The 14,216-nt window shown below is 71.8% G+C and carries 14 protein-coding genes; 4 read left to right on the forward strand and 10 right to left on the reverse strand.

From position 1 onward, the window contains the following. From AB8A24_RS19640 to AB8A24_RS19655, 4 genes are all read right to left on the reverse strand, one after another. A partial coding sequence (locus tag AB8A24_RS19640; RefSeq protein ID WP_369476876.1) for a DUF4118 domain-containing protein occupies positions 1-2,593 on the reverse strand: 2,593 nt, incomplete at its 3' end. 239 nt (positions 2,594-2,832) lie between these two features. Then, positions 2,833-3,609 (reverse strand): DUF3710 domain-containing protein, encoded by a 777-nt coding sequence (locus tag AB8A24_RS19645; protein ID WP_030713142.1) that lies wholly within the window; start codon positions 3,607-3,609, stop codon positions 2,833-2,835. A gap of 1 nt (position 3,610) precedes the next feature. Then, on the reverse strand, positions 3,611-4,156 hold the full coding sequence (dut, locus tag AB8A24_RS19650) for a dUTP diphosphatase (protein WP_030008773.1): 546 nt from the start codon (positions 4,154-4,156) through the stop codon (positions 3,611-3,613). Next, complete coding sequence (locus AB8A24_RS19655; RefSeq protein ID WP_369476878.1) at positions 4,156-4,740, reverse strand: PaaI family thioesterase; 585 nt, start codon at positions 4,738-4,740, stop codon at positions 4,156-4,158. The genes dut and AB8A24_RS19655 overlap by 1 nt, the downstream gene beginning before the upstream one ends. 58 nt (positions 4,741-4,798) lie before the next feature. Between AB8A24_RS19655 and AB8A24_RS19660 the strand changes: the two genes are divergently transcribed. Beyond that, positions 4,799-5,263 carry a DUF3093 domain-containing protein gene (locus AB8A24_RS19660; protein ID WP_266378712.1) on the forward strand — a complete coding sequence of 155 codons (465 nt, stop codon included), beginning with the start codon at positions 4,799-4,801 and terminating at the stop codon, positions 5,261-5,263. Positions 5,264-5,325: 62 nt separating this feature from the next. Here AB8A24_RS19660 and AB8A24_RS19665 read toward each other — a convergent pair whose 3' ends face one another. The 4 genes from AB8A24_RS19665 to AB8A24_RS19680 all read right to left on the reverse strand — a co-directional run bounded on the left by AB8A24_RS19665 (position 5,326) and on the right by AB8A24_RS19680 (position 8,852). Then, positions 5,326-6,258, reverse strand: coding sequence for a hypothetical protein (locus AB8A24_RS19665; RefSeq protein WP_328961315.1), 933 nt, complete (start codon positions 6,256-6,258; stop codon positions 5,326-5,328). Positions 6,259-6,270: 12 nt separating this feature from the next. Beyond that, positions 6,271-6,567 (reverse strand): DUF4193 domain-containing protein, encoded by a 297-nt coding sequence (locus tag AB8A24_RS19670; protein ID WP_030008769.1) that lies wholly within the window; start codon positions 6,565-6,567, stop codon positions 6,271-6,273. A 381-nt stretch (positions 6,568-6,948) separates the two neighbouring features. Further along, positions 6,949-8,193 carry a HAMP domain-containing sensor histidine kinase gene (locus AB8A24_RS19675; RefSeq protein WP_328961316.1) on the reverse strand — a complete coding sequence of 415 codons (1,245 nt, stop codon included), beginning with the start codon at positions 8,191-8,193 and terminating at the stop codon, positions 6,949-6,951. 5 nt (positions 8,194-8,198) lie between these two features. Then, complete coding sequence (locus AB8A24_RS19680) at positions 8,199-8,852, reverse strand: response regulator transcription factor (protein WP_030008767.1); 654 nt, start codon at positions 8,850-8,852, stop codon at positions 8,199-8,201. 243 nt (positions 8,853-9,095) lie between these two features. Here AB8A24_RS19680 and AB8A24_RS19685 point away from each other — a divergent pair, with 243 nt between their 5' ends. Continuing rightward, a complete protein-coding gene (locus AB8A24_RS19685) occupies positions 9,096-9,275 on the forward strand; it encodes a hypothetical protein (protein WP_030713155.1) in 180 nt (59 codons plus the stop codon). Positions 9,276-9,425: 150 nt separating this feature from the next. Here AB8A24_RS19685 and AB8A24_RS19690 read toward each other — a convergent pair whose 3' ends face one another. Continuing rightward, positions 9,426-10,226, reverse strand: coding sequence for an inositol monophosphatase family protein (locus AB8A24_RS19690; protein ID WP_328965825.1), 801 nt, complete (start codon positions 10,224-10,226; stop codon positions 9,426-9,428). A 14-nt stretch (positions 10,227-10,240) separates the two neighbouring features. After that, on the reverse strand, positions 10,241-11,395 hold the full coding sequence (locus AB8A24_RS19695) for a ferrochelatase (protein WP_369476880.1): 1,155 nt from the start codon (positions 11,393-11,395) through the stop codon (positions 10,241-10,243). Positions 11,396-11,569: 174 nt separating this feature from the next. Here AB8A24_RS19695 and AB8A24_RS19700 point away from each other — a divergent pair, with 174 nt between their 5' ends. Beyond that, positions 11,570-12,826 (forward strand): MFS transporter, encoded by a 1,257-nt coding sequence (locus AB8A24_RS19700; RefSeq protein ID WP_266378724.1) that lies wholly within the window; start codon positions 11,570-11,572, stop codon positions 12,824-12,826. Beyond that, positions 12,774-14,105, forward strand: a complete 1,332-nt coding sequence (locus tag AB8A24_RS19705) for a D-arabinono-1,4-lactone oxidase (RefSeq protein WP_328961318.1) — start codon at positions 12,774-12,776, stop codon at positions 14,103-14,105. The genes AB8A24_RS19700 and AB8A24_RS19705 overlap by 53 nt, the downstream gene beginning before the upstream one ends. Positions 14,106-14,216: the final 111 nt, after the last annotated feature.

A 14,216-nucleotide genomic window follows, 5' to 3' on the forward strand; every position in this document is an offset into this window, starting at 1 on the left:
TCGGTTCCGTCGGTTCCGTCGGTTCCGTCGGTTCCGTCGGTTCCGTCGGTTCCGTCGGTTCCGTCGGTTCCGTCGGTGCTGCCGCCCGGACGCCGAGCGCCGCGCGCAGGGTGAGCACCATGGTCAGCCCGCCCCCGGGGGTGTCCTCGGCCGTCAGGGTGCCGTCCATGGCCTCGGCGAACCCGCGGGCGACGGCGAGCCCGAGCCCCACGCCGGCCCCGCGCGGGGCGTCCCCGTACCGCTGGAAGGGGGCGAAGATCCGGTCCTTGGCCTGGTCGGGCACGCCCCGCCCGCGGTCGACGACCCGGACCTCGACCCGGTCGCCGAGGCAGCTGGCCGCCACCAGGACGGGCTCCCCCACCGGGCTGTACTTGACGGCGTTCTCCACCACGTTGGCCACGGTCCGCTCCAGCAGCCCCGGGTCCACCGCCACCATCGGCAGCGTCTCGGGCACGTCCAGCAGCACGCTGTCCTCCGGTACGCCGCCCAGCGCCATCGGGACCACCTCGTCGAGGTCGATCTCGCGGATCAGCGGGGTGACGGTGCCGGTCTGCAGCCGGGACATGTCGAGCAGGTTGCCCACCAGGTGGTCGAGGCGGTCGGCGCCGTCCTCGATGCCTTCGAGGAGCTCGGCCCGGTCCTCCTCGCTCCACTCCACGTCGGCGGAGCGCAGGGAGCTCACGGACGCCTTGATGGAGGCCAGCGGCGTACGGAGGTCATGGCTGACGGCGGCCAGCAGCGCGGTGCGGATCCGGTTGCCCTCGGCCATGCGGCGGGCCTCCTCGGCCTCGCCGACCAGCCGCTGACGGTCCAGGACCACGGCCGCCTGCGCCGCGAAGGCGCCGAGCACCCGGCGGTCCTCGGCGGGCAGTACCCGGCCGGACAGGGCCAGGGCCATGTGGTCCCCGATGGGCATGTCCACGTCGGCGTCCTCGGGCCGGGCGACGGGGCTCGGGCCCACGCTGCCGGCCGGTTTCCACGGCTCCACGTCGCCGGCCCGCTCCAGCAGGGCCACGGACTCCATGGCGAAGGTCTCGCGGACCCGCTCCAGCAGGGCGTCCAGCGTGGTCTCGCCGCGCAGCACGCTGCCGGCCAGGAAGGAGAGGATCTCGGACTCGGCACGCAACCGGGCCGCCTGGTGCGTACGCCGGGCGGCCAGGTCCACCACGGAGGCCACCGAGACGGCGACCCCGAAGAAGACGGCGATGGCGACGATGTTCTTGGGGTCGGACACCGTGAACCGGTGCAGCGGCGGCGCGAAGAAGTAGTTCAGCAGCAGCGAGCCGAGGGCGGCGGAGGCCAGGGCCGGCCAGAGCCCGCCGAGCAGTGCGGCCGCCACCGTCAGCGACAGGAAGAGCAGCATGTCGTTGGCGAGGCCGAGATCCGCGTCGACGTGCGTGAGCAGCAGGCACAGCAGGACGGGGAGGACCGTCCCCACCACCCAGCCGGCGACGATCCGGGTCCGCCCGAGCCGGGCCGCCGAGCGCACCACGGGCAGGCCGCGGCCCTTGGCGACGTGCTCGTGCGTGACGATGTGGACGTCGAGGTCGGGCCCCGAGTCGCGGGCGACGCTCGCGCCGACGCCGGGCCCGAAGACGTACTGCCACGAGCGGCGGCGGCTGGAGCCGAGCACGATCTGGGTGGCGTTGACCCCGCGTGCGAAGGCGAGCAGGGCGTCGGGGATGTTGTCGCCGATCACATGGTGAAACGTTCCGCCCAGGTCCTCGACCAGGGTCCGCTGGACGGCGAGCTCCTTCGGCGAGGCGGCGGTCAGCCCGTCGCTGCGGGCGATGTAGACGGCCAGGATCTCGCTGCCGGAGCCCTTGGCGGCCATCCGCGAGGCCCGCCGGATGAGCGTGCGTCCTTCCGGCCCGCCGGTGAGCCCGACGACGATCCGCTCCCGCGCCTGCCAGGTCGTGCGGATGTCGTGCTCGCCCCGGTACTGCTGGAGGTACTCGTCCGCCCGGTCGGCCACCCACAGCAGCGCCAGCTCGCGCAGGGCGGTGAGGTTGCCCGGGCGGAAGTAGTTGGACAGGGCGGCGTCGACCTTCTCGGGCTTGTATATGTTCCCGTGGGCCATCCGTCGGCGCAGTGCCTGCGGGGACATGTCGACCAGCTCGACCTGGTCGGCCCGGCGGACCACCTCGTCCGGCACGGTCTCCCGTTGCCGTACGCCGGTGATCGACTCGACCACGTCGCCGAGCGACTCCAGGTGCTGGACGTTCACGGTGGACACGACGTCGATGCCGGCCCGCAGCAGCTCCTCGACGTCCTGCCAGCGCTTGGCGTTGCGCGAGCCGGGCACGTTGGTGTGCGCGAGTTCGTCCACCAGCGCTATGGCCGGCCGGCGGGCGAGGAGCGCGTCCACGTCCATCTCGGTGAAGGCGGCCCCCCGGTACGTCAGGGCCTTGCGCTCGACCTGTTCGAGGCCGTGGAGCATGACCTCCGTGCGCGGCCGGCCGTGATGCTCGACGAAGCCGACGACGCAGTCCGCGCCGCGCTCCACCCGGCGATGGCCCTCGGAGAGCATCGCGTAGGTCTTGCCCACACCGGGTGCCGCGCCGAGGTAGATCCTGAGCTTGCCGCGTCCCATGCGCCCCATTCTCCGGGACGTCCACACCGCGCACGCACCGATCCGGGGCCCGGCGCCGATCCCTGACGGATCCCTGACGCGACACGGGCACCGCACGGCACGGGCGCGGCACGGCACGGCACGGGCAACGGCGCGGCACGGGCACGGCGCCGACAAGCCGATGGGCCCCACCCCGAAGGAGTAGGGCCCATCGGCCGAAACACATGACGAGCCCCCCTGTGCGCGGGGGCCGTCCGAGGTCAGCGGACCTCGGTGATCTCCGGGCCGCGGTCGAGCTGTCCCATGCCGCCGCCGAAGCGGGAGCCTTCCTGGTCGTCCGTCTGCACGCCGTCCGGCACCATCTGGGCGTCGTTCGGCAGCTTCAGGACGATCGGGTCGCGGGGAGCCATCGGGCCGTCACCGCGGACGACGACGGTGTCCCGGAAGATCTGCTCCAGCACACCCGCCGACTCGGGGCGCACGGCGCCCTGGCCGGAGATGACGCCGCGCAGGAACCAGCGCGGGCCGTCGACGCCGACGAAGCGGACCAGCTGGGCGCCGGTCTGCCCGTCCGGGAGCGGTACGGGCACCTGTGCGCGCAGCTCCCAGCCCAGCGAGCCCTGGGCCTCGTCGATGATGCCGCCCTGCTGGGTGATACCCGCGGCGATCTCCTCGCGGACCTCGCCCCAGATGCCTTCCTTCTTGGGCGCGGCGAAGGCCTGCAGCTGCACGGCACTGTCGCCCAGGACCACGGTCGCGGCCACGATCGCGTCACCGGCGACCTCGACGCGCAGCTCCATGCCCTCGACACCGGGTACGAGGATGCCGCCCAGGTCTACCCGGCCGTCGGCCGGGTTCCCGAGTACCTCGGAGACGTCCCAGGGGCCGTCGGGCCGCGGGGCCGGCGGCAGGTTCACCCGGCGCGGGGCGACACTCTCCTGCTCGCCCGCGTCGTCCTGCTCGGCGACGCCGTCCACGACCTGCTCGGCCGCGCCGCCGTCATGGGCGGAGTCGTTCTTCTTGCGACGTCCGAACACGTCACTGTCCTTCCCGGTCGGTTACGACCGAAGCGTAGCCATTCCCACCCTGCTGACCAGCCCCGGATCCGGCCACGGCCGCATGCCCGCCGGTGGAGCCGAAGCCCCCCTCGGCCCGGGCCGAGCCGGGAAGTTCCGCCACCTCGTGGAAGCGCACCTTCTCGACCCGCTGGACAACCAGCTGGGCGATGCGGTCGAAACGCTCGAACCGGACGCTCTCGCGAGGGTCGAGATTGACCACGATCACCTTGATCTCCCCACGGTACCCGGCATCCACCGTCCCCGGGGCATTCACGAGCGCGAGCCCGCAGCGTGCGGCCAGGCCGGACCGCGGGTGCACGAAGGCGGCGTACCCGTCGGGCAGGGCGATGGAGACTCCGGTGGGCAGTACGGCGCGCTCGCCGGGCTCCAGCTCGGCGGCCTCGGTGGTGACGAGGTCGCAGCCGGCGTCGCCGGGGTGACCGTAAGCCGGAATCGGCACCTCCGGGTCGACGCGGCGGATCAGTACGTCGACCGGCCGGTGGGAGTCGTGGTTGCTCTGGGACATCAGGGGTTCACCTCAAAGGCGCGTGCGCGCCTGACCTGGTCCGGGTCGGCCATCGCCGCCCGGATCTCCTCGGGCCGTCCGTTGTCGATGAAGTGGTCGACCTTCACCTCTATGAAGAGGGCGTCGGCACGTACGGCGACCGGGCCCTGCGGTCCGCCCGTCCGGCCGACGGCCGTGCAGTAGATCTTCCGCCCCGCGACGGCGGTGACCTCGGCCTCCAGGTACAGCACGGTGTCCACCGGCACGGGCCGCACGAAGTCGGTCTCCAGCCGCCCCGTCACTGCGATGACGCGCAGCAGCCAGTTCAGGGAACCCAGCGTCTCGTCGAGCGCGGTGGCGAGCACCCCGCCGTGGGCGAGACCGGGTGCGCCCTGGTGCGCGGGCTTGACGGTGAACTCGGCGGTGACGGTCACGCCCTCGCCCGCCCGAGCCTCCAGGTGCAGTCCGTGGGGCTGGCCCCCGCCGCACCCGAAACAGTGCTCGTAGTGCGCGCCGAGGAGCTCGCCGGGGGCGGGCGCGTCAGGGTGCCTGACCGGCGCGGAGGCGTCGGCCGGGGGCGTCAACGCTGTGTTTCGTCCACTCACAGCCGCAGACCTTACCCGCGCGGCTACCCACCGGTCGCCTCGTGGCAGGCTTGGCCGTATGCAGCTCTCCACCGCGCACCACGACGAACGTCTGACCGCCCCCCGCTCATGGTGGGGCATCGCCGTACTGGTCGGCCTCGCCTGCGCCTTGATGCTGCTGCCGCTGGGCACGATGCCGCTGCTGGCCGGGCTGGTCGGGGGCACCGCGCTGGCCGGGCTGGTCGTGAGCTCGTACGGTTCCGCGCGCGTGCGCGTGGTGGGCGGTGCGCTGGCGGCCGGGGACGCGCGGATCCCGGTGACGGCCCTGGGTGAGCCCGAGATCCTGGACGCCGAGGAGTCGCGCGCCTGGCGCACGTACAAGGCGGACGCGCGGGCCTTCATGCTGATGCGCAGCTACGTGCCGACCGCGGTCCGCGTCGAGGTCACCGATCCGGCCGACCCGACCCCGTACGTCTACGTGTCCACCCGCGAGCCGAAGGCCCTGGTGGCGGCCCTGCTCGCCGCCCGCGACCAGGCGGCCTGAGCGGCCGGTGGGACCGGTGGGGCCGGTGGCCCGGCCGGGACGGATCTCCCCGGCGGGGGACCTCAGCCGTGCGCGGAGGGATCCGCGGCCTCCAGTGCGATCCTGGCGGCCTCGGGAAGGGGCTGTACGGGCCGCTCCAGGGGCGGCAGGGAGTTCAGGGCCTCCCAGTCCACGGCCCGCCTCCGCAGGTCACCACGGACCTTCTCGGCGAGCTTGCGGGTGTCCCGTCGGTTCATGACCGCGCCGACGGCGGCGCCCACCATGAACGGCATGAGGTTCGGCAGGCTGCGGAACATCCGCTTCATGATCTGCTGGCGCAGTTCGCGCTTCATCTGCCCGCCGAGCGCCGCGTTCAGCGTGGTCGGCTTGGTCAGGTCGACCCCGCGCTCCTCCGTCCAGGCGGTCAGGTAGGCGAGGCTGCGCTCCTTGACGCCGCCCTGGGGGCGTCGGCCGTACACCTCGTGGAGTTCGGCGATGAGTTTGAGTTCGATGGCCGCGACCGCGGTGATCTCGGCCGCCAGTTCCGCCGGCATGGCGGGCGGCACGGGCAGCATGGCCGCGGCGCCGATTCCCGCGCCCACGGTCGAGGTGGCGGCGCAGGCGCCCGAGATCAGCTTTTCGGCGAGCTGCTCGGGGCCGAGGCCCGGGAACTGCGCGCGCAACGTCGCGAGGTCCCGAACCGGAACGCGCGGTGCGTTCTCGATGATCCTGTCGGTGACGTACAGGGCGGCGTTCCTGACACTTTCGCCGCCCTTGCGCACACCGTTCTTGACGGCTTGCATCCGACGAGCCCCGAAGCCGTGCCGGGACCCTTCGTCGGGATCGGTTTCCGACGGCACCGCCGGGGCGGTGTCGGAAGGTATGGCGATCGCCGCACTGGCGGAGCCGCCGGAAGCCCCAGGAGCCGTTTCCGGATCCATGGATGCCACCTGCGTCTCCGCCGGATCACCAGATTTCCGGAAGCGTCGCTTCCGAAAGGGTGTGGAGCCAGCCACGGCCGACGCCTATCAGTCGCAGTCGCGACAGATCGGCTGACCGTTCTTCTCACGTGCCAGCTGGCTGCGGTGGTGCACCAGGAAGCAGCTCATGCAGGTGAACTCATCGGCCTGCTTGGGCAGGACCCGGACGGCCAGCTCCTCGTTGGAGAGGTCCGCGCCGGGAAGCTCCATGCTCTCGACAGAGTCGAATTCGTCCATGTCCGCGGACGAGGTCGACTTCTCGTTGCGCCGAGCCTTCAGCTCTTCGATGCTGTCGTTGTCGACGTCATCGTCGGTCTTGCGCGGGGTGTCGTAGTCCGTTGCCATTGTTCGCTCTCCCCCTCTGGGTGTTAGCGGTGTCTCAGCGCACGTAACGCACGAGAGGCCGGACTTGTGCCCGACCTGAGGCGGAGATTTTGCCTCACATCAAGGTCTGTTACTCAATCGACACCCAGCCGCCCGCCCGAAGGACGATTGGCTGGGATGACGAGCGGGACCGTACACGGTCCGAGGGCCGTCATGCACAAACGCCACCCCGTGTATTTCCCGCCATCCGGGGGGCCGGAAACCCGGACTTCCCGGGCTTTCCGGCCGCGTCGGGGTCACCGAACGCACATGGCCCGACACCGACCACTGTGATCGATCACACAGGGCCGGTTGTTTTCACAGGGCAAGCATTCAGCCAAAAGCGAACACGAGGCCGGGGTCTCACAAGGGAAGAGTGACACGCATCACGAGGCCACCGCCTTCCCGGGGCATCGCCTGGATCCTGCCGCCGTGTGCGCGCGCCACGGAGCGCGCGATCGACAGACCCAGTCCGACACCCTTGTCGCTGCCCGTGCGCTCCGTACGCAGCCGCCTGAAGGGCTCGAAGAGGTTGTCCACCTCGTACGCGGGAACAACGGGACCCGTGTTCGATACCAGGAGGACCGCCTGATCGTGCTGGGACTCGGTGACGACCTCCACCCAGCCGTCCTCCGCCACGTTGTACCGGACGGCGTTCTGCACCAGGTTCAGGGCGATCCGCTCCAGCAGCACCCCGTTGCCCTGGACGACGGCCGGCGCGCGCTCGCCGCGGATCGCCACGCCCTTCGCCTCGGCCTCGCCGCGCACCTGGTCGACGGCGCGCGAGGCGACCTCCGCCAGGTCCACAGGTTTGCGCTCGACGATCTGGTTCTCGCTGCGGGCCAGCAGCAGCAGGCCCTCGACCAGCTGCTCACTGCGCTCGTTGGTGGCCAGCAGGGTCTTCCCGAGCTGCTGGAGCTCGACCGGGGCCCCGGGATCGGAGAGGTGGACCTCCAGCAGCGTCCGGTTGATCGCGAGCGGGGTCCTCAGCTCGTGCGAGGCGTTCGCCACGAACCTCTGCTGGGCCGTGAAGGCCCGCTCCAGCCGGTCGAGCATCTCGTCGAAGGTGTCTGCGAGCTCCTTGAGCTCGTCGTCCGGCCCGTCCAGCTCGATCCGCCGGGTCAGGTCGGAGCCGACCACCCGGCGGGCGGTCCGGGTGATCTTGCCGAGCGGCGAGAGCACCCGGCCGGCCATCGCGTAGCCGAAGGCGAAGGCGATGATGCTCAGGCCCAGCAGGGCCATGAGCGACCGGCTCAGCAGGTCGTCCAGGGCGTGCCGGCGCTGTTCGAGGACGCACTGGTTGACCGCCGCGTTGAACTGCTCCGGCTCCAGCGGGCCGCCCATCACGCCCGAGCAGTTGGTGCTGGAGACCTTGACCTGGCCGCCGACGATCTGGAACGGCAGCGCGTTGCCCTGCCGCAGCGCCTGCGCCGCCAGCAGGTAGATGATCGACAGCAGCAGGATGCCCGCGATCAGGAACATCCCGCCGTACAGCAGGGTGAGGCGTATGCGGATGGTCGGCCGCAGCCACGGGAAGGGAACCTCGGGCTGGCCGGGGTCCCAGGTCGGTTTCGGTGGTGCGACCGGTGGCGCCGGGGTGACGGGCACGCGCTTCAAATCCGGTATCCGGAGCCGGGCACGGTGACGATGACGGGCGGCTCACCCAGCTTGCGGCGCAGGGTCATCACGGTCACCCGTACGACGTTGGTGAAGGGGTCGGTGTTCTCGTCCCAGGCCTTCTCCAGCAGCTGCTCGGCGGAGACGACGGTCCCCTCGCTGCGCATGAGGACCTCGAGCACCGCGAACTCCTTCGGTGCCAGCTGGACCTCCTTGCCCTCGCGGAACACCTCGCGCCGGTTCGGGTCCAGCTTGATGCCGGCCCGCTCCAGTACGGGCGGCAGCGCGACCGTGGTGCGCCGCCCGAGGGCCCGCACGCGGGCGGTCAGCTCGGTGAAGGCGAAGGGCTTGGGCAGGTAGTCGTCCGCGCCGAGCTCCAGGCCCTCCACCCGGTCGCTGACGTCTCCGGAGGCGGTCAGCATCAGCACGCGGGTGGGCATGCCGAGCTCGACGATCTTCCGGCACACGTCGTCACCGTGCACGAGCGGGAGGTCCCGGTCGAGCACGACCACGTCGTAGTCGTTCACGCCGACCCGCTCCAGGGCGGCGGCGCCGTCGTACACGACGTCCACGGCCATGGCCTCCCGGCGTAGTCCGGTGGCCACCGCATCGGCGAGCAGCTGCTCGTCCTCGACGACGAGTACGCGCACGTCGTTTCCTTCCTCCGAGCCCAGAAGGGCACACGTGTATTGCGTCGCCCATCCTGCACGTTTCGGCCGTAAACCGGCTGTAAGGCGGCTCGTGGAGGGGCTGACGGGGCGGAAGTGAGGATTCCCTGGCCCGCCGAGGTTTCTGGGCCCAGGGTGCAGGGGAGGACGAGATCACACCCCATCCACTCCCTGACGGCGGACAGCCACGCCGCCGCCGACCCACGAAGAGGGGGCGAACCCACCATGGACGCATTCACCGCGGGTCTCCTGCAGCGCATCAGGAACACGCAGTCGGACCTCAGGCACGCCCGCGAGACGGGCGACGACTTCCTCGCGGAAGTGGAACTGGCGGAGCTGGAGGACCTCCAGCGCCTGGCCGCCGAGCACGGTGTCCCCGTCTCGGCCGCCGTACCCGCCTGCTGATCCCCCGATCGGCCGGCCCGCCGTACTCGCACGACTCCTGCACGACTCCTGCACGACTCTGAACGAACTCGGCTTCCGCACGACCTCCGCACGGCCTCTGCACGACGTGGACCCCGGCCGCCCCAGTGGGCGGCCGGGGTCCACGTGCTTTCAGTCGTGCCAGGCGCCGGACTCCTCCAGCAGCGGCTGCACCGAGGCGAACACGGCCGGCGTGGCGGCCAGGGTCAGCTCGCCCGAGGCCGGCTCACCGGGACGGCCCCCGGTCAAGGCTCCGGCCTCCCGGGCGATCAGGTCACCGGCGGCCAGGTCCCACGGGTTCAGTCCCCGCTCGTAGTACCCGTCCAGCCGTCCGGCGGCCACGTCGCACAGGTCCAGCGCCGCCGATCCGCCCCGCCGGATGTCCCGCACCAGCGGGATGATCCGCGCCACGACCTCGGCCTGGTGGGCCCGCCGGGCCTGCACGTACGCGAAGCCGGTCCCCAGCAGCGCCTGGTCCAGCGGCGCCGCCGGCCGGCAGGCGAGGGGCGTCGTACCCAGCCACGCGCCGCCGCCGAGGACCGCGTGGTAGGTCTCCCCGCGCATCGGGGCCGCCACGACGCCCACCACGGTCTCGCCGCCGTACTCGGCCGCGATGGACACGCCCCAGCTCGGGAGCCCGTAGAGGTAGTTCACGGTGCCGTCCAGCGGGTCGACGACCCAGCGCACCCCGCTCGTCCCCGGGGTGTCCGCGCCCTCCTCGCCCAGCAGCCCGTCCTCGGGCCGCCGCTCGGCGAGGATGCCGGTGATCAGCTTCTCCGCCGCGATGTCCATCTCGGTCACCACGTCGATGGGACTGGTCTTCGTCGCCGCCACCGCCAGGTCGGCCGGGCGGCCGTCGCGCAGCAGAGCTCCGGCCTGCCGGGCGGCCTCCAGGCCCACGTCCAGCAGTTCGGCCTTCAGCTCGTCAGAGATCACGGTCCCACTTCCTACGCGTACGGACTGTCCACGCCCGCGGCCGCCGGCCGGGGGCCCCGCGCCGGGCAGCAGCCCACCGCGCACAGGTCATGACTCTGCCCCAGCGTGCCGACCCAGCACTCCGGCGCCGGCTCCCCGCGCTCCTTGGCGGCCCGCTCCAGCACCAGCTCCCGTACCGCCCCGGCGAAGCGCGGATCGGCGCCGACGGTCGCCGAGCGCCGCACGGGCAGGCCCAGCTCGGCCGCCTTCGCGGTGGCCTCGGTGTCCAGGTCGTAGAGGACTTCCATGTGGTCGGAGACGAAGCCGATGGGCACCATGACGACGGCGGGCGCGCCGGCGGCGTGCAGGGCCTCCAGGTGGTCGCAGACGTCCGGCTCCAGCCACGGGATGTGCGGGGCGCCGCTGCGGGACTGGTAGACGAGCTCCCAGGAGTGCGCGGTCCCGGTGCGTGCGGCGACCTCGTCCGCGATCACCTTGGCGACGTCGAGGTGCTGCTTGACGTACGCCCCGCCCTCGCCTTCACCGGTGTGGTCCGGGACCGGACCGGAGGTGTCCGCCGCGGCGGTCGGGATGGAGTGGGTGGTGAAGGCGAGGTCCGCGCCGGAGCGCACCTCCTCGGGCAGCGAGGCGAGCGAGGCCACCACCCCGTCGATCATGGGTTCCACGAAGCCGGGGTGGTTGAAGTAGTGCCGCAGCTTGTCGACCCGCGGCAGCTCCACACCCTCCTCGGCGAGCGTGGCCAGCGCGTCGGCGAGGTTCTCGCGGTACTGGCGGCAGCCCGAGTACGAGGCGTACGCGCTGGTCGCGAGCACGGCGATGCGGCGGCGCCCGTCGGCGGCCATCTCCCGCATGACGTCGGTCAGGTACGGGGCCCAGTTCCGGTTGCCCCAGTAGACCGGCAGGTCCAGCCCGTGCTCGGCGAAGTCCTTGCGCAGCGCGTCCAGCAGCTCGCGGTTCTGCCCGTTGATCGGGCTGACCCCGCCGAACCCGAAGTAGTGCTGCCCGACCTCCTTGAGCCGCTCGCGCGGGATACCGCGCCCGCGCGTGACGTTCTCCAGGAAGGGCACGACGTCGTCCGGTCCCTCGGGGCCGCCGAAGGACAGCAGCAGGAGGGCGTCGTAAGGGGCGGCGGAGCCGCCGCCGGGGGCAGGGAGCTGGTCTGACATGCCTCGAATCCTGCCACCCGGCGCCCGCGCCCGGGCAACGGACCCGGCCCGTCCCACACCTCGGACAGCAGGTAAGGTCACCCTTACTTCCTGTCGGTATTTTCCCCATGCGGGTGCCTTGTCGGCAGACGTAACCTGTGTGAGCCGACCACGTCCCTTACGGAGGGCACCACCTTGCCCAGTCCCTACCGCGCGATATTCGCGACCCCCGGCACCAAGGGGTTCACAGCCGCCGGCCTGCTGGGCAGGATGCCGCTGTCCATGGTGGGCATCGGCGTCCTCACGATGATCACCGAACTGGGCGGCAGCTACGGGCTCGCCGGCGCGCTCACCGGCACCATCGCGCTCTCCGCCGCGGCCGTGGGCCCGCAGGTCTCGCGGCTGGTGGACCAGTACGGACAGCGGCGGGTGCTGCGCCCGGCCACCCTGGTCGCGGCCGCCGCGGTGACCGGTCTGCTGATCGCCGCGGCGAACGGCTGGCCGAGCTGGACCCTCTTCCCCTTCGCCGTGGTCGCCGGGTGCGTGCCCAGCGTCGGATCGATGGTCCGGGCCCGCTGGACGGCCCTGTTCCGCGACACCCCCCAGTTGCACACGGCCTATTCGTTCGAGTCCATCGTCGACGAGCTCTGCTTCATCGTCGGCCCGCCGCTGGCCGCGACCCTCTCGGCCGGCTGGTTCCCCGAGGCCGGCCCGGTGGTGGCCCTCGTCTGCCTGCTGACGGGCGTGTGGTGGCTGACGGCCCTGACCGCCACCGAGCCGAAGCCGCATCCCCACGAGGAGCACACCGACCGGTCCTCGGCGCTGCGCTCCCCCGGCCTCCAGGTCCTGGTGGCGACCTTCGTCGCGACCGGCGCGATCTTCGGCTCCGTGGACGTGGCCACCTTGGCCTTCGCCGCGGAGCACGGCGACAAGTCCCTCGGTGGGGTGTTCCTGGCGGTCTGGGCGTTCGGATCCTGCCTGGCCGGCATCGTCTTCGGCCTGCTCCACTTCAAAGGCAAGGCCGAACCTCGCTGGGTACTGGGCATCAGTGCGATGGCCGTGAGTATGATCCCCCTCCTACTGGCCGGGAACCTTCCGTTTCTGGCCGTGGCGCTCTTCGTCTCGGGCCTCGCCATCGCTCCCACGATGATCACCACGATGGCCCTGATCGAGGCGCACGTGCCACACGCGAAGCTGACCGAGGGCATGACCTGGATCAGTACCGGCCTCGCGGTCGGAATCGCGGTCGGGTCCTCCGTGACCGGCTGGGTCGTCGACGCAGCCGGGGCGCAGACCGGGTACGTCGTCTCCGTCTCGGCGGGGGTGGCCGCGGCGGCGGTTGCGTTCGCGGGATACCGCCGGCTGACGAGGCCGGCGCAAGGGGAGGTGCCAGCAATCGATGGGGACGGCGACAGCAGGGCAGAGCAGCAGGGAACGGACCGCGTGGCATAACTGGGCGGGCAACATCACCGCCACACCGGCCCGCACGGTGACACCGGCCTCGGTCGGGGAACTCCAGGAGACGGTCCGCCGGGCCGCCGAGGACGGGCTGCGGGTGAAGGCGGTCGGCACCGGCCACTCCTTCACCGCGGCCGCCGCCACCGACGGGGTGCTCGTACGGCCGCAGGCCATGACCGGAATACGGTCGATCGACCGGGCCGCCGGCACGGTCACGGTGGCGGCGGGCACGGTCATGAAGGACCTGAACCAGGCCCTCGCCGCGGCGGGCCTGTCGCTCACCAACATGGGCGACATCATGGAGCAGACGGTCTCCGGCGCCACCAGCACCGGCACCCACGGCACCGGTCGCGACTCGGCCTCCATCGCCGCCCAGATCCGCGGCCTGGAACTGGTCACCGCCGACGGTCGGCTGCTGACCTGCTCCGAGAAGGAGAATCCCGAGGTCTTCGCGGCGGCCCGGCTCGGCATCGGAGCGCTCGGCATCGTCACCGCGATCACCTTCGCCGTGGAGCCGATCTTCTTCCTGACCGCCCGGGAGGAGCCGATGGGCTTCGACCGGGTGACGGCGGAGTTCGAGGAACACTTCGCGGAGAACGAGCACTTCGAGTTCTACTGGTTCCCGCACACCGGCAACTGCAACACCAAGCGGAACAACCGCAGCCAGGGCCCCGCCGCCCCGCCCGGACCGGTGAGCGCCTGGATCGAGGACGAGTTGCTCTCCAACGGCCTCTTCCAGGCCGTCAACTCGCTGGGTCGCGCGGTCCCGGCCACCATCCCCTCCATCGCCCGCGTGGCCAGTCGCGCCCTGTCGGCGCGCACCTACACGGACATCCCGTACAAGGTGTTCACCAGTCCGCGCCGGGTGCGCTTCGTGGAGATGGAGTACGCCCTCCCGCGCGGGCAGGTCGTCGAGGCACTGCGGGAGCTGCGGGCGATGGTCGACCGCTCGGGGCTGCGGATCAGCTTCCCCGTGGAGGTGCGGACGGCCCCGGCGGACGACATCACGCTGTCGACGGCCTCCGGGCGCGACACGGCGTACATCGCGGTGCACATGTACAAGAGCACCCCGTACCACGCCTACTTCACCGCGGCCGAGGCCATCTTCACCGCACACGGCGGGCGTCCGCACTGGGGCAAGGTGCACACGCGGGACGCCGGGTACTTCGCGGAGGCCTACCCGCGTTTCGGCGAGTTCCTCGCGCTGCGCGACCGACTCGACCCCGACCGGGTCTTCGGCAACGACTACCTGCGGCGCGTCCTGGGGGACTGAGCCGGTCCGGTGTCAGGGCGCGCTCTGCCGCGCCGACGGCCACCGACTCGCCCGGACGGACCTGGGCGCTGTGGTGGACCGCCCCGTAGCCGGTGAGGACGGCGCAGCCGA

It is taken from the genome of Streptomyces sp. BF23-19 (assembly GCF_041106355.1).
Classification (GTDB): domain Bacteria; phylum Actinomycetota; class Actinomycetes; order Streptomycetales; family Streptomycetaceae; genus Streptomyces; species Streptomyces virginiae_A.